The organism is Anaplasma platys (assembly GCF_012790675.1).
Lineage (GTDB): Bacteria > Pseudomonadota > Alphaproteobacteria > Rickettsiales > Anaplasmataceae > Anaplasma > Anaplasma platys.
The window spans coordinates 1109931-1133421 of record NZ_CP046391.1 but is presented as its reverse complement, the minus strand read 5'-3'; the positions used below and the strand labels follow the sequence as shown (position 1 = coordinate 1133421).

16 protein-coding genes, 2 tRNA genes and 1 pseudogene are annotated in these 23491 nt (G+C 46.5%); 10 read left to right on the top strand and 9 right to left on the bottom strand.

The window, feature by feature from the left end; translation table 11 throughout:
* A partial coding sequence (locus ANPL_RS04385) for a hypothetical protein (protein ID WP_236822819.1) occupies nucleotides 1–296 on the top strand: 296 nt, incomplete at its 5' end.
* Nucleotides 297–1259: 963 nt separating this feature from the next.
* Here ANPL_RS04385 and recF read toward each other — a convergent pair.
* Entirely contained in the window at nucleotides 1260–2378 is a 1119-nt protein-coding gene (gene recF / locus ANPL_RS04380) for a DNA replication/repair protein RecF (RefSeq protein ID WP_169193515.1), read from the bottom strand.
* 886 nt (nucleotides 2379–3264) lie between these two features.
* On the bottom strand, nucleotides 3265–3756 hold the full coding sequence (locus tag ANPL_RS04375; RefSeq protein WP_169193514.1) for a hypothetical protein: 492 nt from the start codon (nucleotides 3754–3756) through the stop codon (nucleotides 3265–3267).
* A 198-nt stretch (nucleotides 3757–3954) separates the two neighbouring features.
* Between ANPL_RS04375 and polA the strand changes: the two genes are divergently transcribed.
* The 5 genes from polA to ANPL_RS04350 all read left to right on the top strand — a co-directional run bounded on the left by polA (nucleotide 3955) and on the right by ANPL_RS04350 (nucleotide 11568).
* Complete coding sequence (gene polA / locus ANPL_RS04370) at nucleotides 3955–6513, top strand: DNA polymerase I (RefSeq protein WP_169193513.1); 2559 nt, start codon at nucleotides 3955–3957, stop codon at nucleotides 6511–6513.
* Nucleotides 6514–6686: 173 nt separating this feature from the next.
* A complete protein-coding gene (gene rpe, locus ANPL_RS04365; protein ID WP_169193512.1) occupies nucleotides 6687–7397 on the top strand; it encodes a ribulose-phosphate 3-epimerase in 711 nt (236 codons plus the stop codon).
* Nucleotides 7398–7410: 13 nt separating this feature from the next.
* Nucleotides 7411–8217 carry an MlaE family ABC transporter permease gene (locus ANPL_RS04360; protein WP_169193511.1) on the top strand — a complete coding sequence of 269 codons (807 nt, stop codon included), beginning with the start codon at nucleotides 7411–7413 and terminating at the stop codon, nucleotides 8215–8217.
* 4 nt (nucleotides 8218–8221) lie between these two features.
* On the top strand, nucleotides 8222–8959 hold the full coding sequence (locus ANPL_RS04355) for an ABC transporter ATP-binding protein (protein ID WP_169193510.1): 738 nt from the start codon (nucleotides 8222–8224) through the stop codon (nucleotides 8957–8959).
* Between the two features lie 362 nt (nucleotides 8960–9321).
* On the top strand, nucleotides 9322–11568 hold the full coding sequence (locus ANPL_RS04350; protein ID WP_169193509.1) for a hypothetical protein: 2247 nt from the start codon (nucleotides 9322–9324) through the stop codon (nucleotides 11566–11568).
* A 412-nt stretch (nucleotides 11569–11980) separates the two neighbouring features.
* Here ANPL_RS04350 and ANPL_RS04345 read toward each other — a convergent pair whose 3' ends face one another.
* Both ANPL_RS04345 and glnA read right to left on the bottom strand, forming a co-directional pair.
* Complete coding sequence (locus tag ANPL_RS04345) at nucleotides 11981–12961, bottom strand: polyprenyl synthetase family protein (RefSeq protein ID WP_169193508.1); 981 nt, start codon at nucleotides 12959–12961, stop codon at nucleotides 11981–11983.
* A 216-nt stretch (nucleotides 12962–13177) separates the two neighbouring features.
* On the bottom strand, nucleotides 13178–14602 hold the full coding sequence (gene glnA / locus ANPL_RS04340) for a type I glutamate--ammonia ligase (RefSeq protein WP_169193507.1): 1425 nt from the start codon (nucleotides 14600–14602) through the stop codon (nucleotides 13178–13180).
* Between the two features lie 168 nt (nucleotides 14603–14770).
* Between glnA and ANPL_RS04335 the strand changes: the two genes are divergently transcribed.
* The 3 genes from ANPL_RS04335 to hemA all read left to right on the top strand — a co-directional run bounded on the left by ANPL_RS04335 (nucleotide 14771) and on the right by hemA (nucleotide 17571).
* Nucleotides 14771–14844 (top strand) — tRNA-Lys (locus ANPL_RS04335).
* A gap of 42 nt (nucleotides 14845–14886) precedes the next feature.
* Nucleotides 14887–16137 (top strand): tyrosine--tRNA ligase, encoded by a 1251-nt coding sequence (gene tyrS / locus ANPL_RS04330; protein WP_169193506.1) that lies wholly within the window; start codon nucleotides 14887–14889, stop codon nucleotides 16135–16137.
* A gap of 192 nt (nucleotides 16138–16329) precedes the next feature.
* A complete protein-coding gene (hemA, locus tag ANPL_RS04325) occupies nucleotides 16330–17571 on the top strand; it encodes a 5-aminolevulinate synthase (RefSeq protein WP_169193670.1) in 1242 nt (413 codons plus the stop codon).
* 655 nt (nucleotides 17572–18226) lie between these two features.
* On the opposite strand, the gene ANPL_RS04320 is transcribed toward hemA, so the two are convergent.
* The gene (locus tag ANPL_RS04320; protein ID WP_236822910.1) at nucleotides 18227–18511 is read right to left on the bottom strand and encodes a YraN family protein; all 285 of its coding nucleotides are present in this window, start codon (nucleotides 18509–18511) and stop codon (nucleotides 18227–18229) included.
* 244 nt (nucleotides 18512–18755) lie between these two features.
* Here ANPL_RS04320 and secF point away from each other — a divergent pair, with 244 nt between their 5' ends.
* Nucleotides 18756–19679, top strand: coding sequence for a protein translocase subunit SecF (gene secF, locus ANPL_RS04315; RefSeq protein WP_169193504.1), 924 nt, complete (start codon nucleotides 18756–18758; stop codon nucleotides 19677–19679).
* 675 nt (nucleotides 19680–20354) lie between these two features.
* Here secF and ANPL_RS04310 read toward each other — a convergent pair.
* The 4 genes and pseudogenes from ANPL_RS04310 to ANPL_RS04295 all read right to left on the bottom strand — a co-directional run.
* Nucleotides 20355–20426 (bottom strand) — tRNA-Cys (locus ANPL_RS04310).
* The gene (locus tag ANPL_RS04305) at nucleotides 20426–21331 is read right to left on the bottom strand and encodes a class I fructose-bisphosphate aldolase (RefSeq protein WP_169193669.1); all 906 of its coding nucleotides are present in this window, start codon (nucleotides 21329–21331) and stop codon (nucleotides 20426–20428) included. The genes ANPL_RS04310 and ANPL_RS04305 overlap by 1 nt, the downstream gene beginning before the upstream one ends.
* Before the next feature lie 221 nt (nucleotides 21332–21552).
* A complete protein-coding gene (locus tag ANPL_RS04300; protein WP_169193503.1) occupies nucleotides 21553–22785 on the bottom strand; it encodes a pyruvate dehydrogenase complex dihydrolipoamide acetyltransferase in 1233 nt (410 codons plus the stop codon).
* 197 nt (nucleotides 22786–22982) lie between these two features.
* A pseudogene (locus ANPL_RS04295) lies at nucleotides 22983–23491 on the bottom strand (P44/Msp2 family outer membrane protein); the annotation flags it as partial.

Sequence of the window (23491 nt, the reverse complement as noted above, 5' to 3'; positions counted from 1 at the left end):
GAGCGGGGTGGATGCAGAGAAAGAAGACGGCGACTCCGAAGGTCTTGGTGTTCAGCATCCAGTTGAAGAGAAGTCAGATGCGAGCTACCGCCTCATCATTATCTAAGGTCGTATTGGCTTCAGGAGAAACATACGGAAAATCTGATGCCAGTGGTGCTCAGCATCCAGTTGAAGAGAAGTCAGAGGCAGCTACCGCCTCTTCATTGACTGAGCAGGAGATGCAATCTAGCGATCATTCTCAGCAAGAGATTGAAGAGCGCGATACTGAATCTCATGGAGCAGATATTGCACGCTGAACGCAAGCACGTTGAAAGACGAAGAACTTGAGGCGTTACTAGGGGATACGTCATATTTTGGCTTTTAGCAGGGCTGGCCTTACTTAAAAATGGTGTATGCAGAAGAGAGGGAGGTGGCTGTAAGCCATCTCCCTTTTTTGTTTCGGGTTCACTATATCTGGAAAATTATTGAACCGGTTGTGGATGGACGCGAACAAGCGGGTATGGATAACTCATGTTGGGGCAGTATGTGCAGTTATCCGCTCATTGCAGCATGGGTGCCGCCAGCAACACAGGTGTGGACGACTTAATGGTCCTTGAGAGTGCCAACTATCTTCTAACAAGTGGTCGCTTTCGTGAGTGTGTAACCTATTAGGCACACGTACTTTCTACCGGTGTACTTAATGCATTACTAAAGACAGCCATAGCTGAGGTTAGAAATTGAGATATCGGGTTGTTCATAGACACAAATAACCTAACCACAGAAAGGATGAACCGTTTTGTCTTTGGCCTCCAGTATGCTTCCGTTTAGATTCATGTACGACTTTGTAGACCGAAAAACTTTCCTTCTCGTAGCAAGGTACATATAGCCAAAACATAGTCACAGGATTGCTGCTAGCCTGGACAGCAGGAGCGGATAGAGGAGGGGTTTTTGCGGTTTCATACATCAGTTGCCGATAATCCGTGGGATGTTGATTATGTGCCATGGGGTGATTCGTTGCCGTGGTGTACAACGCTTCAAAGCAACATGGCGTTACCAGCATGTAAAGTGAGAAAATGAGCTTGCACTACAGCTTTTTTATATCAGCTGCAATTATGTTAGCTTTAGTACGGGGCGATGGGAACGCTGCATTAGTCTGGGCGAGGACTACACATTGTGTGCAACAGGTGTCATATTATTGCCAGGAACAGTACAAAGACTTGCAACATATGCAGCAGCGGGCTATCGTGCCGTGTAATCAATGTGCAACAAGGTGTGCATGTCTAATGCTGTAGCTTGCTGATCTTATTGTCCTCAATGTGAAAGTACTGAAAGTCTTTCTCGAACCCATTGAAGTTGTTTGTGTCCACATCAGTTATCCAAGCCTGGCAGCCTAGGTCTTTTATTATAAACATGAGCTCTTCGCGGTGAGTGGTGTCTAGGTGTGACATTATGTCATCAAGCAACATTATGGGCGGCTGCCCATCGGCATTATGCTTTGCAATTGCAGCCGTCAGCAATAATGATAGTAGGAGGATTTTTTGTTCCCCGGTGGAGCAGTTACTAGCAACGAGATTTTTATTTTCGTGAAATATCTGAAAGTTGTCATTATGGACACCGAAAGTGGTACATTGCCTAATAGCGTCGGTCTCGCGGCTATTTTTTAAATTATCAGCAAATAACTGAACCGCGTCTGGCATGTTCAAAAACTCAAACGCTTTGCTGTTCAGTTGAATTGAAAACTTAAAAAAACTGGAAGACTGGCCATGTGAGAGCAAGATGGCATGCAGCGTTTCCAGAACATTGCGTCGCGTTTGTGCAATATGAACCCCACTAATACTCATTATATTTTCCAGGCTTGTGAGCCAATTGTGGTTCAGCGGATATTCCCGCAATAGTTGTTTTCTACTGCGTTTTGCTTTTTCGTACTTTACCATGTGCTGCGAATAGTCCTTATCGAATATGTGCACTATCCTGTCAAAAAATCTAAGCCGCTCTGTAGGAGCTTTTAACAGTATGTGATCTAGTTGTGGAACCAACCATACTATGCACAAGAGCGAGTGCAGCTTACTATAAAGACTGGCTTTTTCGTCTATGGTGACCGCGCGCTGATTGTTTTTCCTGGCTATATCAATGGTGCATAGGCCTTCTGGCCTCCTAATCTTGTAGTTTACCAACCAAGGGGTGCTCGAAGCGTTGTTTTGCATGCATTCTGCGCTAACACCGCGGAGCCCTGGCCCTTTTGATAATACAGAGAGTGCCTCAAGGACGTTGGTTTTTCCTGCGCCATTTTCCCCCAGTAGTACCACAGACTTGCCATTACTGTGAAGCTCAGCCTTTGTGTAGTTGCGAAAATTGACCAGTTTGATGCTGTCGACAAACGATTGAAACAAGCAAGTCATAGATTCAACAGCCCTCAGTAGCGAAGCAAGCGACCATGTTGACGGGATTGAGCGTTACCGCAAAATGCCCAAGCCAAGATAGTAACCGCATATTTACCGTCCATGCAAGCAACGTCCCGCAGGGAGAGATGCTAAAATTTTATTTTGATTGTGGCCACGAAGAACAATAGAACCGCCAAGAATATCAGAAGAGAAAACAAAAGTAGGTTCTTGCCACGTTGTTTTCTTTTAAACTCACCAGCTTTCACCGCTAGAACTTCCCTAAATGCCGAACTACGCCACCAAGACGCACCAGGTTCTCACCACAATTGGGTACGAATGTCAAGAAATTTGCTCTAACCACCTAAGAGCCCATAGCTTTTTTGAGTATTTTACTTTTCCCCGCAAGCCAGCTAGTGCATTGATTAGGAAAATTGGGAGTTGCTATGCAAAATGCAGATTGCCCGTGTGGGGTGCCCTATTTCCTTTGATAGTTGGCTTCCATGTATTAGTGCTTGGCAGAAATTCAATCTGTGGCACCCGCGGGTCTCGTATCTCAGTTTCTCGTAACAATCTGTCATAACCACTTCGGTCTAGGAGGGGATGAAGATCAGTGTCCAGCCTGCAACTAGGGCATTCTGTGGTATTGATGTCTACGGGGTCTGGTGCTGAAGTAGAGCAATGCGTCAATGACCAAATGCGGCGTTGATGCGTTTTAAGATCGTTGACTGCTCCGGATTTCCGCAGCGGTACATACCCGCAGACGAGGTTGAGACGTTAATCTTGCATGTCGTTTGGCGACACATGATGAACCCTGGCTTGCAGGCGCACCTTAGGCTCTGCTGGAGAAAAGTGAAAGGCCGAACCCTTTAAGCATTTCCGTACGGATTCGGCCACTCATTCGGCCCTACTTAAGGCCGAAAATCTTCCTGCAAAGCTTTGCGACGTACTGGAAAGAGAAGGAAAACTTTTCTGGCGGATCAAGCAAACTTTTTCTCGCAGCTGCTGCACGCGCCGCAACACCCGAACTTATATCACTACCAGCCTGCGCAAACTGTTGAGCAGCCGAGGTGTCATGCCGTGCTGGATGGAGCTCTGAAGCAATAACCTCTTCCTTCTTTTGAGGTACGGCCCTCCCGATTCTTATTTCCTTTTGTTTTGCAGAAGTATCTTTCTTCTTGTCGGGGGTCGCAGCCCTCTTTATAGTTCTCCCCTTTATTGCGCTCGCAGCCTGTTTTGTGGTCGACGTTGTAGCTTTGCCTTTGGCTGGAGCTGCTTTAGCAGTTGAAACCAGCTTACCTTTCTCTGCGGCCTTTACAGCCTTTGATACACTCCGTGGTTTGCGAAGTTTCAAATCGCCGTCAGTTGTCCCGACGGCAGTACCGCTAACTTGATGCATGGATTCAGAACTCCCTATATGTAGAAACAACCCCGGATTGTAGCCATATGGTGTTATTAAATTCTAAATACGCGTGTTATGAAATTACGAATTTTTTGGCCACTAATGGTTTGCATACGGCAAACAACCCCACTTTTCATGCTGGAGAAGTTCGGTATTTTGCAATATTTTAGTTCTTTAAGATTCTGTGTGTGGGTAATGGTAAAGAAAAATTTTGTGATCATAGATGCGTACGGCTTCCTTTTTCGGGCGTTTTACGCTTTACCCGGACTGAGCACATCGTATGGGTTTCCAGTGGGCGCAATATACGGCTTTATAAACATGCTTTTGAAGCACCTATCTATGCATTCTGCTGACTATCTTGTTGTGGTTTTTGATTCCGGATCAAAAAATTTCCGCCATGCTTTATATACTGAATACAAATCTAACCGTCCACCAGCACCTGAAGAGTTATCGATACAATGTGCCCCACTACGTGAAGCAGTGGAGGCTTTTAACATTGCCAGTGAAGAGCAGCTCAACTATGAAGCCGATGATGTTATTGCTACGCTGGCCGCAAGATACGCCTCGGAAGATGTATGTGTTCGTATATTATCCGCGGATAAAGACCTTTTGCAGTTGTTGGCCGAGAATATCAAGGTCTATGATCCAATAAAAAGTAGGTACCTCACCGAAGAATATGTTCAAGAAAAGTTCGGCGTGCTGCCTGACAGGTTATTGGATGCGATGGCGCTAACGGGGGACTCTTCCGACAACATACCTGGCGTTCCCAGTATAGGTGTCAAAACTGCCGCAAAGCTGATAAATGAGTTTGGGTCCCTAGAGGGAGTGCTAAGCAGCGCTGCCCAGATCTCTCAAAAAAAATGTCGGGAGATGCTCCTGCAATTTTCAGACCAGGCGCGTCTTTCTCGGGATTTAATCTCTTTGGATCGCAACGTGGTTCTGGAGGGGGATATCGAAAAGTATGCGAAAAAAGCCCCTGATATCACAAAACTGACAGCAATGCTCAACAAGTACGAGCTCACATCTTTAGAAGGGAAAGTGGCCAAATATTGCAATACGTTTGCTGGTTATGTTCCTGTAGCTGAAGAAGTAATTCCGTCCAGAGAAAGTGGCATTATCGACATGGGAGAGTTCGTAAAAGGCTGTAAATACAGCGGTACTATGGCTCTGTATCTTGTGGAAGAAGATGAACAGGTGAGCGAAATTTCTGCCGCCTTTCACTGCACAAGTGCTTTGACCGTGAAGGGGAATGAGGAGATTCGTGAATTCGTCACGACAATAAGACCGCTGTTGGCATCGGAAGGGATTTTAAAAATTGTTTACGATGCGAAATCTATGTTGAAATTTCTGCCAGAGATGCGGGCGTACGACGATGTTATGGTGATGTCATATGCATTGGAAGCGACGAGCCATAACCATAGCTTTGATAGCATGTCGCAACGCCACTTGGGTAAGCTAGGGAATATGTCTCAGGCTTGCATTGTGGCATCGCTGCACCAAATTTTACGGAAAAAGCTATTCGAGGCGCGGTTATTCACTGTTTATTACACCCTGGAAAGGCCACTAATTCCGGCAATATACAAGACACAAGAGGCTGGCGTGAAGGTGAGCATTGAGTTGCTGCAACAGCTTTCTGAGGATTTTACAGCTTATATTAGGGGACTCGAGGAGGAGATATATTTGCTGGCGGGTAGCAGATTTAACATAGCTTCTTCGAAGCAGTTAGGACAGGTGTTGTTCGAACAGATGAAAATTGGTAACACAAAGAAAATGCCCTCTGGCACCTATTGTACGCGCGCCGAGGTGTTGACCACATATGCCACTGAAGGCGTTGAAATTGCCGATAGAATTTTAAAGTGGCGCCATTACACCAAGCTGAGAAGCACATACACTGATGCTTTGGTGAAGCAAGTGAATAAAAACACTGGGCGAGTGCACACCAGCTATTCAATGGTAGCGACGGCAACAGGGCGTATAAGCTCAAGCAATCCAAATTTGCAAAACATTCCGATCAGAAGTAAGGAAGGAGAGAAGATAAGAAAGGCTTTTATCGCATCTGAAGGGCACAAACTGGTTGCTGCGGATTATTCCCAGATGGAGTTAAAAGTTATGGCACACATTGCTGATGTGAAGGCGTTTCGCCAGGCATTTGCCGACGGCTTAGATATACACGTGGTGACAGCAAAGCAAATATTTGGTGACTACTACGAGATTGATTCGGAGCTCAGGAGAAGGGCGAAATCTATCAATTTCGGGATAATATATGGCATGGGCGCTTATGGTCTGGCAAGAAACATTGGGGTAAGTAGAAGGGAAGCTTCTGGATATGTAGAGCAGTATTTTCGGCACTATCCCGAGATTAAAGACTATATGGAAGATATTAAGGCATATGCGCGCAAGTATGGTTACACTACCACGGTTTTTGGACGTAAATGCTTCATAGATGGCATTCGCAGTAGACAACGTGCGGTCAGGAGCATTGCGGAAAGGGCTGCTATCAATGCTCCAATTCAAGGGACTGCGGCAGATGTAGTGAAAAAAGCGATGATCAGGTTATATAATCGGCTGGAGCATGGCACTATCATCATGCAGGTACACGATGAACTAGTGGTAGAAGTTCCAGAAGAACACGTGCCCACCACTGCGCAGCTGATGAAAAGGGTAATGGAAGAAGTGGTGCAGTTTTCAGTACCGCTCACTGTCGATGTTAGCGTAGGGGACAATTGGGGTGAAATGGAAAAGCTGCAGTTTTAGCTGCTGTACCTTCCAGCTCTGGTCAGGAGTGCCACATGCGCAATGTGCTGGAAACATATCTAGGAGATAAGTTAAACCTGCATGCACAATTTTGTGATTTCTCTCCACTAGTCTTGAAAGCCTAGTGCTGCCAAAGTATACTGTGCGTAAGTTCGTGTTTGGTGGCTTATTACGTGTTAGCTAAGAAGGAAGACTTTCGCGTGTCTTATGGCGGTGGATTCCCCGGAGGAGCGGAGGGGCCAATTGTTTCAGCTTCTGTTTTGGCGGCTGACTTCTCAGATCTCAAAAGTTCAATAAGCGCAGTTGCTGCTGCTGGGGCGGATTGGCTACATATTGATGTTATGGATGGGTGTTTTGTGCCCAATCTTACCATGGGGCCTGTGGTGATTTCTGGAATGAGAAAGTGCACGGATATGTTCCTCGACGTACACCTAATGGTCAAGTCTCCTGGATGTCACCTGCAGGGGGTTGTAGGTGCTGGCGCGGATATGATCACCGTTCATGCTGAATCAGAAGTGCATCTGTGCAGGTTGGTGAATCAGATCAAGCTGTACGGTAAGAAAGTTGGGGTTTCTCTTGTTCCTAAGACTCACCATAGCGTCTTGGAATATATAATTCACGATCTGGATGTGGTGTTAGTTATGACTGTCGATCCTGGTTATGGGGGGCAGGAATTTCTAGACGCGCAGCTTAAAAAAATAGAAAACATTCGTGCTATGATCAGTGAGAATTCCCTTCACACAAAGATTGCAGTTGATGGGGGGATTTCAACAAAAAATGCACAGGCCGTTATCGATGCAGGGGCTGATATATTGGTTGTTGGATCGGCGCTTTTTGGTTCTTCCAATATGGGAGAGACGATCAGGGCGTTAAAGTCGTTTTAATGGAAGTTGGCTTATGAAACTGTTGGTGCGGAGTATAGAGGCGCCGCTTTTTGTCTTTGCGGCGTTGGGCAGGGCTTTTATCGGGGTACTGGCCCCTGTAGGTAGGGTGACGTCGTTTTGCTGCAAAGCGGTATTTTACAGCATGGTGCCTCCATATTACTTCAGGCAGACCGCCAAGCAATTTTTCGAAATGTGCTTTTTCTCGCTGTCAGTGGTAGCTGTGGCTTCTTTATTCACAGGAGGGGCATTGGTGTTGCAAAATACACTTATCGGCGGCGGAGGCAAGGTTGCCGGGCATATGATGGCGGGAATAGTGACAGTTGCCATTGTACGCGAACTCGGGCCAGTGTTAATAGGGTTAATTGTCGCAGGGCGGATTGGAGCGGCGGTGGCTGCTGAGTTGGGAACGATGCGTATTACAGAACAAATAGACGCTTTGGCCACGCTGAATACGGATCCGTTTCGCTATTTGATAGCGCCACGTGTCGTTGCATTAGTGCTAACAATGCCAGTGTTGATGATATACGCAGACGTGTTGGGGATTTTTGGCGGCTATGTAATGGGTACTATGCGGCTTTCTCCTTATAGCAGCTCTGAGTATTTAAGAGGAATTGCAGAGTTTTTAAAGTGGCATGATGTGATTGAGGGAGTGGCGAAAGCAATTACGTTTGGTTTTGTTATTTCCTTGGTGGGTTGCTATAACGGTTACCACTGTGCAATTGGCGCCAGGGGGGTGGGGGTGTCAACCACCAGGACGTCCTTCTCATCATCCCTGCTTATTATTTTGCTGAACTATATAATCACTGTTTTTTACGCGTAAAACTATGAACGCTGTTTCTGTCTCGGATTTGCACGTTTCCTTTGGGGAAAAAGCTGTATTACAAGGTGTTGATCTGGACATTTCATGGGGAGAGTCTTTGGTAATCCTTGGAGAATCTGGGAGCGGAAAATCTGTTCTTACCAAGGTGATACTGGGGATAATTGCCCCTACAAAGGGTGTTATAACAGTTGGTAATGCCGCAGCAGGAGATAAGCAAGATATAAGGAATTTTAGCGTGCTATTTCAGAACTGTGCGCTATTTGACAGTCTTCCCATATGGGAAAATGTTGTGTTTAACTTTCGCAAGAGACTAGCCCTTGACAAAAAAAGCGCTAAAGAGCTGGCTCTGCGTGGGCTAGAGCTAGTAGGTCTTGATGAGAGCGTGATGTATGACTATCCGGAAGCGTTATCTGGAGGCATGAAAAAGCGCGTGGCGCTGGCGCGGGCGTTGATTGGAGATCCAAAAATTTTGATTTTGGATGAGCCAACATCGGGATTAGACCCAATTATGTCAGCAGTTGTCAGTGACATAATAGCTAGATGCCACAGCGAATTTAAACTAACAGTGATCACTATAACTCACGATATCAACAGTGCATTCCAAGTGGCAGATAAGATAGCGATATTGAAGGGTGGCAGGATCATTGCGTGTGACGCTGTAGAAAAAATAAGACAAAGTACTGACCCATACGTGGCAAAGTTCATGAACGTCGGATCGCGATACACGGGGCACATCGGTTAAGCCATCAGGAGTTAGATTGTTGCGCAAGTAGCGTGGTATAAAAGCCACCTCTGATCTTATCATACATCGCTAACCTTACATCGAAGGGAGACTATTCTTGCTAAGGTAAATGTTCACTATATGGCGTGCTGTAGGCGCGATTGTGCACCGTAGATTGCAATCGCGGGTCCGGCATTGTACACTGAGACGGGTATTGTATCACAAGAGGGCGGTTTTTGTGATAAGCATCACGCCTTTTGTCTTTGTGGTCCTTGTGTTGATTCTTTACAAAGTATTGTACGGGGTTGCGACATGCTTATGACGGCGAGGTTTGTGCCTAACTCCCCGTACATCCGGTTCTTGTTCATAATTTGGTATAAGATATGAGACCAGTTGATCAGGTAGCTAAGCTACTGGAAATATTGGATTCAAAGGATGGAAACTCCGTAACGGAATTTGTATCTTCCTTATCAGCAGAGAGTATTTTAGAGCCTTCGTACGAGGGACAGACAGTGCTCTCCCTGTTGGTAGAAGCTTTGTTTCCGGTTGCTGAACTACATGATGAGGGGGTAGCTGACGATATTGTGAGTACCGTAAGAAGTTTTTCTAGGGGACTAAGCTCTCTATGGCGCACGTATTTTTCTGTAGCAAATGTTGAATGTGCGGGAAGTGGTGCTGGGCAGCAACAGCAGGGAAATGCCGCCTCGGAAGGTAGTAATGCAAGTGTGAAAAATGCTCACTGCACGCAGGCCGCTTCCAATGGGGTTGTAGCGGATATTGCGGGGGGTATCAGAGTTTTAGCAGAAAAAATCGAAGAGGAGCGCAAGCTAGCGGAGCTTAAAGGACCAGAAGATTACACTGCTTTCCTGCGAAAAGTTACAGACTATATCACAAGAAGAAATGTGTCTTACAGTGTATGTGGTGGGATGCGTATGGCAAGTGCAGCAAATGCGCTTGCCTTGCAGTACTTTTCCAACACTGGTGATAAAGAAGCGCAGTTGTTGGCCATGAAGCCGTTGAGAGAATTTCTCCTTGGGTTTTCTAAGTATAGTCTTGACCCCTCTTCCGATGTGTACCCTGTGCACTTTGCGCTGTCAATGAGTGGGGGAGCTAACGAGGATAAGTTTATAGAAGATGTGGTAAATCCTCTTCTCCAGGGAGTAAGCAGGGAGGAGAGTGTTGTATCTAAAACTACACCGACTGTGGATGCCGATGCATCTATGTCTTTTCCAAAAACGCAGGACAGCAAGGGGAACACCTTACTGGATTATGTGTTGGCATCTCCGTATTGTTCTGCGAAAACCGTTGGTTTGGTTCTAAAGTCGTTCCCAGATTTGGATGCGGATCCTGAGCGCGAAGGTTCGTTGTCTCTGGTGGAGTTGTTAGTGCATAATATTCCGCGTTATGCGATGTTTTGCTCTATGCTGGATGCGTATAGGGACTATGCTGAAGAGAGAGCAAATGTTGCCAGTGAATTACGTGCAGCAACGCAAGCTGGGGATGTTGCTGCATTCAGAAAGGCGACGGGGGCCAAGAGAGAGCTACAGTATAAAATGTGTTATCCATCATTGGAGGCAGTAAACCGTTTTGACAGAATTTTAGGGGTGCTTTGCGGCAAGGATAGAAAGATCGATGCCGTAAGAAAGGCGAATTTTCTTAAGGGTCTGGGGGACAATTACAAATTGTGTGTCATGGGCATTCTTGAGAACTATAAAGATTGCCTTGATGAGATGCGTGATACCGCAAAAGAGGATTCTGTCGGCGGTGATAGCCTAATGGCGCATAATGTTGGGAGCATGATTAGCGCTGCTGCAAAAGTGCAAAAGATAGGTGCACAAGCTGCTGCAGATGAAGTAGCTGATGTGACATTGCAAGATAAGGGTTATGTTAGACGTCTTGGTATCACAGCGGCGCGGGCAAGGCAGGCGGAAGCTTGCCAATTTTTGAGAGCATCCCACTTGCAGCAGGAGGAAAAACTGTCGGAAGGTTGGGTATATGATGCTGGTTCTTCTTGCAGTATAAACCGGTTCTTTGGAGTTACATGCGCTATGGGCAAAAGTGCTGCGTTACACTTCGAAGATTTCTGCAAGTTTTACGATATTGTTTTCGGTGCAGTACACGAGATTAGGGAAAAAAATAAGACATACGAAAGAATAGCTACCAACACCATGTATTGTTTAGCAGTTGGAGTGCCACTGTTTATGATCATAACTAATGTTGTGCTTATCGTTTACAAAGGGAGCACACTCAAAATGATGCTTGTAGATACGCTATGTTTTTGTGTTGCTCTGCTAACCCTTGCGTTTGTGTATGTCATGGATAAGGATCAGAGAGTAGTCGAAGGAACTGTTAACTCGATTGAACAGGACCTTAAAGATTATGTAAATGTTTTTTATACGAGGCGCAGTGTTGATATTCTGTGCGGGGAAGGTGACGCGTTGAGTAATAAGAAGTCGGCGGAAGTGGGTAGTAGGGGAGGAGAAGGTGCGGCAGCTATAGGTGATTCGGTTCATGCTGCAGTACCAGAGGCACGTAAATCACATTTAGCACACGCAGTTGGTCAGGTAGGCTCGTGGGTGAATTCTGTTAGCGTTGCTGGCGAGTCGCAGTCTTCTGTTCTGGCATTATAGGTACAAGGTTTCTATTATCCCGCGGCTTGTCCTGCTCAGCGGTACGGTAAGGAGTGGCTGGCCTGTGCTGCTGGTGAGTTTCTCGTCCTGGCGGTGAGGCGCGTTGTGATGCATGCACGGCAAGGAGGGCCGATGTCATGATAAGTTTGTGGGGCGTAGTAAAGATTATCCCCTCAGCAGTTTATTCGAGATGCAAGACGGTTTATCACGCGTTGTGCGTAACACTTATTGCATGGTAGTACCCTGTTGTTTGCTCTAGATTGCCTGGGTTATGTTTGGAGTAGCAGTTAATTGTGTGTGAGAGATGTGCTCATGTCGGCAAAGTGGCAGTAGGTAATTTTTGGATTCTGTTAAACGTTTTGCGACTTGGGATGGAGGTTAGAAATACAGTAGGCTGTATGTTATAACTATACTAAAATCTTCTGTTTGTAGCGCTGTGCAGCAGCAATTTCAGTGCTGTTTTAAACTTTGAATCCGGGCACAGGTCTAATTCATACATTGCTAAATAGGCGTAATGTTTCGCGATTTCCACGGATTTTTCAATGGCATTGAGTTCCTTGATAAAAGCACAAACTACCTCGGCATTAGGCGAGGGTTTTGCCAGTTCATTACTGATAGCTGCTCGAGTTTTTGCATCGGCATTTTCATAGGCCACAATAAGTGGTAATGTGACTTTTCCCTGTAAAATGTCGTTGCAAGTTGCCTTTCCGGTTTCCGTAGAACGCGCAGTATAATCTAGAATGTCATCCAGGATTTGAAATGCAATACCAAAATTGTTGCCAAAGCTTCGTAAGGGCTTGCGAAATGCGGGAGCGTCAGCAAGCGCTGCAGCCGCCTCACAAGCCGCGGAAAACAACACAGCAGTTTTGGCAGAAATGATTTCTAGATATTTTTGCTGCGAAATATCTATCTTTTCACTGTGTACCATCTGTTGTATTTCGCCAGTGATTATAACGCTGGAAGCTCCTGAAAGTATAGAGAGTACCGGGAGGTTATTGCAGCCCACTATCCACTGAAAGGAAACGGCAAACAAGAAATCTCCTACAAGAATACTGGCTTTGTTGCCCCAAATGCTGTTAGCAGTGCGAACGCCGCGACGTAGGTCACTTTTATCCACCACGTCGTCATGAAGCAGGGTAGCACTGTGTATGCACTCAATAGCTGCAGCCACAGCAATTCTCCTTTTATCCGTACATTCCAACAGCCCACACGCTGCCAGATGCAAGAGTGGTCTTGTTCTTTTGCCTCCTGATAAGACCAAGTGCTTGATTATGTTGGATATATATTCAACGCCACTATTGCTATTATGGGTGATGAAACTCTCCATTGCGGAAAATTCTTCGGCAACCAATATCCTTAGATCATTTAACGCATTCGCAAAGTTGTCGTACATCAGTCTCTCACTTTTGTGAACAAGTATGCATTAACATAGGCAAAACACGGAACTATACATGCGCCAAGCATAAAATATGCGAGCTCTATTGCAATAGCTTGCACTTGCCGTGTGTGAGCATCTTCCACCACTGGCTCCTAAGGATATGCGTGCGCAATAGCAGCACTGCGGCCTGCGTTGCAACTTCGTCTGCAGGCATGCCTCACTGACCTTAACTTAAAGAGAGTAGTAATTAGTAAACTCTATCGGATGGGGATGACAGCACAACGCTTCGGTTTCTGTCCTCTTGATTTTTATGTATGAATCTATCAGGTCGTTGCTGAATACCCCATCTTCCGTGAGGAATCTTCTGTCAGCATCAAGAGCTTCCAATGCTTCTTCCAAGGATGTGCACAGCGCAGTAAGACCAGACAGTTCATGTTCCTGCATATCGTACAGCGATCTTCCCTTCACTTCTTCAGGTAAGATCTTCCTCTTGATTCCATCAAGCCCAGCCATAAGCTGTGCAGCGAAGCACAAGTATGGGTTTGCCAATGGATCAGGGAATCGGACCTCTATTCTTCTTGCAGTCGCATTTCCGCTAGGCATGTAAGGTACCCGCACTGCCGCTGAACGGTTGCCGTGAGAAAACGCTAACCATATTGGTGCTTCAAAGCGGGGAACCAGGCGCTTATAGCTGTTGGTGGTGGGGTTTGCAAAGGCATTCAATGCCTTGCCATGTTCCAGTATACCACCGATGTAGTACAGGCAGGTCTCAGAAAGCCCGCTGTTTTGGTAATCTCCGGCGAACACATTACTTTCTCCCTTCCACAAAGACTGATGGCAATGCATCCCGCTGCCATTGTCTCCGGCAATCGGTTTTGGCATGAAGGTGATGCTTTTTCCATAAGATCCCGCTACGTTCCGCAGCACATACTTACACTTCTGTACATTGTCGGCGCTTGCCACCAGCTCAGAATACTGAAATCCCACCTCACATTGCGATGCAGCCACCTCGTGGTGGTGTAGCAGGGGCTTTACTCCCACTTCTTCCAGCATGGAGAGCATCTCTGAACGCATATCGTGAGAAGTGTCCATGGGGGGAGAACATAAGTAGCCACTGCGCGGTTCCATGGCATACCCATGATGCCCACTTCCGAATCTTTTCGTATGTGTGCCGGCAGCGCGTTCTTGTGTACTTAGCTTAAAATACGAACTATGGGATCCTGCTGAAAAGCGTGCTTGGTCGAAAACAAAAAACTCGATCTCAGGGCCAAAAAAGCACTTATCTGCAACTGCTGTTGACAGCATGTGCTGGTGAGCCTTGCGCGCCGTGTAGCGCGGATCGCGCGAGTAATCAGAGCGTGACCTCGGGCAAACCACATTACATATCACTGCTAAGGATGCCTGGGATGAAAACGGATCAGAGAATGCAGTGCCGATGTCAGGAACTAGCAGCATGTCGGACTCTTCTATAGGCTGCCATCCCGTTACCGACGAGCTGTCAAAAGCGATGCCATTAGAGAACACACCAGGATCTAGCGAGCTGACACTATGGGTGACATGGTACCACCTACCTAGAAGATCGGTGAAACGCCAATCGATGAATTTGACCCCGTACTTTTCCACATAGTCAAGCAAGTCCTTGGTAAATAAGAACATAACTGTAAGATCCTGAAGAAATTGGTAAATAAATTTTCAAAGTCTAGCAAATTTCAAAGTATGTGGCAACAACGGCAGCCTGTCTATTCAGCACTTTTCAATGTTCGTACAAGATTTTGACTTTACCCAGCAAAAGAGTTACCATCCCAGGACTCTATTTTTACTGGGGGTCCTGTAGCTCAGCCTGGTAGAGCAGGTGGCTTTTAATCACCGTGTCGCGCGTTCAAATCGCGCCGGGACCACTTTGATGTCGCGCGTGTTACTTTGTGAGGTGGCCGTAGTTCATGAAATTTCAATCGGAGTTTTTGTCTGTTATTGCGGCTCGAGGCTACTTGCACCAGTCGGCCGATGCTAAAGCACTAGATCAACTCATGAGTTCGAATAAAATTACGGCTTATATTGGGTTCGATTGCACTGCAAAAAGTCTCCATATTGGTGGCCTGATACAAATTATGCTGCTCCGTTACCTACAAAAAACGGGGCACAAGGTGATTGTACTTCTTGGAGGGGCCACTACGAAAGTTGGGGATCCCTCTGGCAGGGAGAAAACGAGGTCCATGCTGAGTGAGCAGGACATAATGGAGAATAAGGAAGGCATACTAAGGGTAATTAGAAAATTTCTGCCGGAGAGCGGGGATATTAACGTTGTGGACAACGCAGAGTGGCTTTGTTCCTATAAGTATTTGGACTTTCTGGTAGATGTGGGCAGTAAGTTTTCCATCAATGTCATGCTGGGGCTTGATAGCGTCCAAAGCCGGTTGAAACGTGATCAGCAGCTGAGCTTTTTGGAGTTTAATTATGTCTTGCTGCAGTCATATGACTTTGTAGAACTACATAAGCGTTATGGCTGCGTGTTGCAGATAGGAGGCTCTGATCAGTGGGGTAATATTGTTAGTGGAATAGAGCTAGGGAGGAGGATGGGATGCCAGCAGCTTTATGGCATCACCACTCCATTATTGCTTACAAGTTCTGGTGCAAAGATGGGTAAAACGGCAACGGGCGCTGTTTGGCTTGATGAAAGCATGTATGACCCGTATTCCTATTGGCAATATTTTCGCAATATACCTGATCAAGAAGTGGGTAAGTGGCTAAGATACTTCACAGAATTGCCCTTGAAAGAGATCGAGCGTTTGGAATCTCTGGAAGGAGAAAGCATCAATGAAGCAAAGAAGATTTTGGCCACCGAAGCGACGAAAATCTGTCATGGCATGGAAAAAGCCTGCAATGCCCGCGAAAGAGCAGAAAAAGTTTTCGAACAGAGAGCGGAAGAGGGGCTAACTAGCGTCACCATAAGGGCGGACCTGTTCTCCAATACGGGAGGTGTTCCAGTCGCAAAGTTGCTGCATTATACCGGTTTAGAGTCGAGTGTTGGCGCCGGGAAAAGACTGATAAAGGGTGGGGGATGTGCGGTTAACGGCAAGGCTGTACAAAATGTCGATGATGTGTTGCATTGCGAAGACTTCCGCAATAATGGCGGCTATATAACAATATTCTGTGGAAAGAAGCGCCGTTTGAAGGTAGTATTGGAAGAGTAAGAGGAGGGTGTTTTTGGTTAGTAACCGCACTCTCAGGTTGGGTGTGCTTAAAGCCGAGTTAGGTTAGCAACCCCGTGACCGCGTGGTCTGCGCGTATTAGGCTACTCTGCATGGCGAGTGTATATGTGCCACTTACTACGTGGGGTGGAAAAAATTTCTGTATGGTTTTTGCAAGGTTTCGAGTTTATTCCGATGATAGACTATGAGAAGGTGTTTTTTGAGAAGATACAGGGTATCAAGGAAGAGGGAAGGTACAGGGAATTCACGGGATTCCGTCGCATTCCTGGAAAGTTTCCATATGCTGTAGAGTGCCAAACGGGGGATGTTGTCACTTTGTGGTGCAGCAATGATTACCTCGGTATGAGCCAAAACGAACACGTTCTATCTGCGGCGAGAGACCGCAATGTTAATGTTGGGGCAGGGGGCACGAGAAATATATCTGGCACCACAGAAGAGGTTATAGAGCTAGAGAAATCCCTTGCGGACTTGCATAACAAGGCAGCAGCATTGACTTTTGTTTGTGGTTATGTGGCTAATCAGACGAGCATCAGCACAATACTAGCTACTATTCCTGATATTGTGGTGTTTTCCGATGAGAAGAATCACTCTTCTATGATTGAGGGGATACGTGCTGGAAACAGGGCAAAACACATCTTCCGGCACAATGACGTCAACCATCTGGAGAGTCTGCTGAAAGCAGCGGGACCGGGGCCTAAGATCATACTCTTTGAGTCGTTGTACTCTATGGATGGTGATGTGGCACCCATCAAGGAGATATGTGATCTGGCTAGTAAGTACAATGCCATCACATATTTGGATGAAGTTCATGCAGTGGGCTTATACGGAGCGCGCGGTGGTGGCATATCCGAGCGCGAAGGGTTGGCTGACAGGATATCCGTGATACAGGGTACGCTGTCGAAGGCATTTGGAGTGATGGGAGGCTACATTGCTGCATCGCAAAGCTTAGTTGATGTTGTGAGAAGTTTTGCTCCTGGATTTATTTTTACCACGGCAGTATCTCCGCTGATAGCAGCTTCTGCTCTTGCTAGTGTGGAGTACCTAAAAAACAGTGATGTGGAACGCAAAGGGCACGCGGAGGTTCTGGCTAAAGTTAAACAAGCTTTTCTCAGCTCTGGCATAGACTTTGTCATGACCGATACTCACATTATTCCCCTAATTATAGGTGATGCGACGAAGTGCAAGGAGGTATCTCAGGCGTTGTTAAAGGATCACAAGATCTATATCCAATCAATAAATTACCCCACGGTGCCATTGGGTACAGAGCGCCTCAGAATAACGCCCACGCCCTGCCACACCGACGAAATGATAGATCACCTAGTGAAAAGCCTGGTGGAAGTTTTGGGGAGGTTTTCTGTAATGCCTGGACAAAGCCTGGCGTACTACAAAATGCTACAGCAGTATCGGAGCGTCTAAGCCTTTGCTACGGTTTTTTATATTATGGTGGGTGAAGTCACTCCGGTTGTGTTGCGCTTTAAAAGGTGCGGGTAAACAAATCGTGAGACCGGTGTGTTGTTCTTCCCCGAAGGGTGATACATGTTAATGTATCCTGCAACATGCTGGGGATTGATTTCACCTTAGAGTCTTAGACGCGATTAAGGTACAAGAAACAGGTTTACTGAGAGCTTGGGAGTTGTGGCTAGGGGGATAGCTCACCGTGCTATGTTTTGCCTATGGCGTAGTTATTTTGTATTTAGGTCTTGCCCAGTGGCATAGCATGCTAACGACAATACGTAAGGGGGGTCCTTGCCGTCTGCAGGGGTGAGTCAAATTATGCACAGTGAGCTTAGTTGGTGGGGTATAGGTCTTTGCTTTTGTATTGTGGATAGAAGCGATACGAATCGTGGATTAGAGGTGGTGTTTGTATACGGCAATGCCGCGATAAAAAGGCATGTACGGTCTCCAGCGAAGTAAAAAGTTGAGCATTCATTCCGCAGGTCACAGTAGATATGGAGCAAGCGAGTGCCGTGTTAGGATCCCCGCGATGAAAATGCCGTTATTTTGTTTGCAGACAGATATAATGTTGGGCAAACCACTACGTGAAGGGCTACTACGGCTTTCATAGGTTGTTTTAATCGCACTTGTCCCACGGATTTCTGATTATCCGAACTCCGTGTTTGAGCGACAGACAATATATCTCAAAACTTATCTCGCAATTTGCAAATTTTGGATGGCTTGTCAGGAAATGTTTGGCAGCTCTGATAATAGAGCGTTGCTGCTTCACGCTGATAGGTATGTCATTGAACGTCCCAGTGATACTCGTTTTTACTTCTATGAATACAAGAGTGTCACCCTTCTGGGCAACTATATCGATTTCTCCGACGGGGGAGCGATACCTGCGGAATAATATGGTCATAAATTGTGTGCGGAGCCAAAGTATTACTAGATACTCTCCTATGTGTCCGACCAAATTTTTAAGGTTACGTCTAGATATTTTCATGTTGTTTGTATTAGGTTTGTACGTGCAAAAATACGCTTCCCTGCGCTTAGGTACGCTGCGAATTGAACAGCAGATTTTCGCCAAGTGCACGTATTATTTTCCTTGAATGAGGGAGTGAAATATCATAGACTTGGCGCGCTTAAAGTTCATAGAATAGGCTATGGTTCTTCGTATCATTCCTGATGGCATTAGCTTCAACTTCGTAAGATGGGGAGGTGTTGCCCTTGCGGCTAGCGTGTTTCTAGTTGTGCTATCTGTGGCTTTAGTGTGTTTAAAAGGCGTTGTGCTTGGCACAGATTTCACTGGCGGTGTTGTGTTACAATTCCAGGTAGATGGAAGCGCTGCAGATGCAGAAGGGGTTTCTAGTGCTCTTATTAGTGCGGGGCTCAAAGGTATCTCAGTGCAGAGCTTTGATGAGAAGGAAGGGCGCGAGTTTATGGTTGTCTTTCGAGATAAGGTGCTTTCGGGAACAAATGACTCGGTAAATGTCGTAAAAGATGCGCTGCGGAGCCTCGGCGAAATTACCTACAAAAAGGTAGATTTTGTTGGGGCGCAGATCGGTTTTGTCCAGGTAAGGGAAGGGATTTTCGCGGTGGTATGCGCGCTTGTGTGTATGTTTCTGTATCTGTGGTTTAGGTTTCGGTGGCAATTTGCGCTAGGTGGTGTTTTGGCTTTAGTGCACGACATAGTAATTACTATGGGTATGGTCAGCGTCACCGGGATCGAGTTTGGCCTACCAGCTCTAGCTGCCGTTTTGATGATCATTGGATATTCTGTAAACGACTCAGTCGTGATTTATGACAGAGTACGTGAGTTGTTAAACAATGCGAAATCTGGTGACGTGGTGGAAGTCATTAATACCAGTATTAATTCTACGCTCTCCCGCACTCTTCTTACTTCCAGCACGACAGTTCTTGCAACGGTGCCTCTAATCTTACTGTGTGATGGCGCTGTGCGTGACATAGGAATCATCGCGGCTTTTGGCGTCATAGTTGGCACGTATTCTTCCATATTTGTTTCTACCATCCCGTTTGTAGGGAGCTTGCGTAATGATATGCTGCAGACCAAGGAAAGCAGCTTGTAACTGTGTGAGGGGTGTGCCTTTGGTCTCGGGTGCACTTGGGTTGCAATTTCAAAACCGATCAGAAGTTGAGAGAAGACATTGTGCGGGGGTGCTAGGCAAGGATCGCTAATGTTTTTCAACGGTGCCAGCGGCGCTCTTATCTAAAAGCGTTTACCAACGAAGAACTCTAGTTTTTAGGAGTCCTGTCAGTCCGTTTGTCGCCAGAGGTCTTTACAAGTGGCTGCAGAGATTTCCTACGCTTTTAGGAATTGGTGACGCATGTTCGTATTTTGCAAGCACAAAAAGGGTTTTCTACCAGCTTAAGCTAGGGAACGTGCATAACAACTTTGCAACGAATCATGTTAATATGAGGAGTCGATTTGTGTGTACATGAAATTTTCAATCGTTAAGAAGATATTGTGTTTGGTGCGTCTTTTATGACGTTCGTCTAAGTTTTTGTCATAGTAATTGGGTGGTATGAAAACGGAGCAGCGTACTGAGCCAGTCACACAGCATTAACGTTGTTCGCGATGTTATTTACGTCCGTTAGGCAATCGTGCACGTTTTTCTCGGTACGGCAATATGTTTTTGTTAAGTTTCGTCTCAGCCAACCCGCTCCTGCATAGTCTCACTTCAACAGTTGAAAAAAGCAGTTGCGGTATTATCCTATGTTGGTTCTTAAGCCATGTAAAAAAGAGGCCGGGACCGGAATCGAACCGGTATAAAAGGATTTGCAGTCCTGTGCATAAACCACTCTGCCACCCAGCCTAAGCACCGTATATTTGTGTCAGGTTTTCCATTAGAAGCACGGCAGCTTCTTCCGAACGCTGAAAGGTGTTCCGTCCTATTATGGACCCATCTCCCCCACCAGCCTTCACAGCGGAAACCTCACTTAGCAAGCTAGCATCGTCCTTCACGTCACCACCTGAGAACACTACCATCCTCCGTCCACCAAAGCAACACTTCTTGACATACGCCACACGTTTTTCAAGAGTTTCCAAAATTTCCTGAGCAATACTGTCCCGCTCGGTATAAGCAGCAGGCAACTTAACCTTAATTATATTCGCTCCTATAGAAGCCGCGATGTGCGCTGCATAGGCAACCACATCTAATGCTGTTTCGCCTTGTTTCGATAAGTCCCCACCACGCGGATAAGACCACACCACCGTAGCTAGCCCATAGGATTTTGCTTCACGAATCAACTCCCGCGCATCGCTGATCATCGATGAAAACGCTGCTGATCCCGGATAAATAGTCAACCCTATTGCCACACACCCAAGCCGCAGCGCATCCTTGATAGAAGCAGTTATTGTTTGAGAAGGTGGAGCGCTTTTTGGAGACAAGGCCGTAGAACCATTGAGCTTCAATACTAATGGAATCAGCCCAGCGTAAGATGCAGCGCCGCATTCCAACATGCCCAGAGTCGATGCGTATGCACTAAACCCACAATTAAGCGCAAGTCTAAAATGATAGAGCGGGTTAAACGAGTCTTCGTTTGTACTGAAACTCCGTACAGGTCCATGTTCGTATCCCTGATCAACAGGTAAAATCAACAGCCTACCCGTTCCGGCAAGCTTGCCATGCAAAAGCATCCTGACCAAGTTTGCTTTCACCCCTGGACTTTCACTCTCGTAACAGTCCAAAACACGTCTTACACGCTCCCCGAAAATCATAGTACAACTAGCTAACAACACAAAAGAAGCACGCGTCAGGTGCTTCACCTCGCCACTACGCGTCAACCACCCAATTATAGGATGTAGACCGCTGATTTCAACATGAAATGTTTGGCATTCACAAGATAAACAAGCTTCACGTTTGGCTTCAGCTGACACTCCCACTATCAAATCAATTGCACAAGCTGCCAATCATCGTTCATCAGCCAACGGATTACCCATTACACTAGCATTGCTAAAGGATTCTCGATGTAAAACTTGAACCTATCCAAAAACCTGGCAGCAGTGGCTCCATCTATAACCCTATGATCAACCGACAGAGTTACGGTCATGACATCCTTCACAACTACAGACCCATCAACAATCACAGGCCGTTGTTCAGATCTGCCAACCGCCATTATGCAAGACTGAGGGGGATTCACTATAGCGTAAAACTCCTTGATACCGAACATCCCCAGGTTGGAAACAGTCATACCTCCCCCCTGAAACTCATCAGGTAGCAGCTTGCGCTCTTTTGCTCGAGCAGCGAGGCTTTTTACTGTCTTTGACAGCTCAGATAGTGACAACAGATCCGCATTTTTGATAACAGGAGTAATCAAGCCATCATCTAGCGCCACAGCGAACGCCACATCAATGTCTTTAAGGCATAGTATTTTGTCTCCCTGCCAAGAAGAATTCACTTGTGGAAACTCTCTCACAGCCAGCGCCGCGGCCTTGATCACAAAATCGTTCACCGTGATTTTTGTTTGCAGCACACCAGCATTAAGGTTTATCTTTGATCTTGTTGCTATCAGTTCTCCTACTGTACAGTCCACAGCCAAGTAGAAGTGTGGTATACTGCGCTTAGCCTCGACGAGTCTTTCAGCGATGACCCGCCTCATCCCGCTTATTTCAACTTCTGTTGGTTCTGTGCTGTGAGCATTTTGTGGCTTCCTTGTACCTTGAGCGTTGACGACATCATCCTTCACCACCCTACCATAAGGGCCAGTTCCCACGACTTCACGTATATCGACTCCCAGTTGGGCAGCTACTTTCTTGGCTAGAGGACTTGCCTTCACTCTAGTCTCCGCCGCTGCCGCAGGTGCTTGCATGCTGGTTTCAGGTGTTGTGTCCTTGGTCCCGTCGGACTTTGTTATTTCTTTGTTGATAGGCTTGGTTTCCAACTGAGCAGGTTCGCTAACCGCGGCAAGCAGCGAAGCATCGTCATCACCGTCAACTTTAACCACGGCAATAACCTGGTTAACAGTAACCCCAGCTGCGCCGTCATCCCGTAAGATTTTATACAATGTACCAGGCTCATCTACATATTCAAACTCGATTACCGCTTTATCAGTCTCCACATCGGCTATAATGTCTCCCGGTTTCAATGTGTCCCCTACTTTTTTGTGCCATTTGGTCAGAGTGCCGCTCTTCATAGTGGGGGAGAGGGCCGGCATCAAGATCTTGACGGGCATGCAACGACTCAATTCAGAACTATAAACAGTCCCCCCGTCTACAGGATATAAATCCTTGTGTCAAATCAATTGCATTACCAAATGTGTTCTGAACATGATGTTTATTTATGTGGAGGATGAAAGCCAAAAAGGTGTGTGCGAGTAGTATGCGCGTCGTAAGCTTGCACAGTACGTGTTCTAGTTCCAGCCACGAATTGTCATTCCGGGTGTTTCCTCAAAATACTAAACCCTTCACTCTGCAGATCATAACAACCATTCAACATTACTGACGTTGTCGACACCGCACGGATCTCCACTACCTCACCACCGGATATAGTCCTGGTTAGTAGGCCAGCTACCTTGTTCTTTTCGGCGCTGGTTAGTTCTCTATTCAACGCAGTACTTAGGTCTTCCGCTTTCGCGGCGCCGCCGGTGTGCCCGTTAGGCCATGCTTTGCCCTTGGTGGCCTCATTCACGCCCGCCTTCGTAAATATTTCACTGAACGCCTTGGCGCTTGTCTCGGCGCCGTTGCCAGTCTGCTCGCACTTCCAACTGTCTGCCGTATTGCTAGTGAGCTTCTTACAAACCTTTCCATCAATATCCTTTGCCGATGTGCCAACAGCCTCAGCAAATTTAACGATCTCCGCCGCTTTCGTATTCTTCAGCTCCTCTAGGAATTTATCGCTCTGGTCACTCACCAGGGTATGCGGTAGCTTCTTAGCCAACA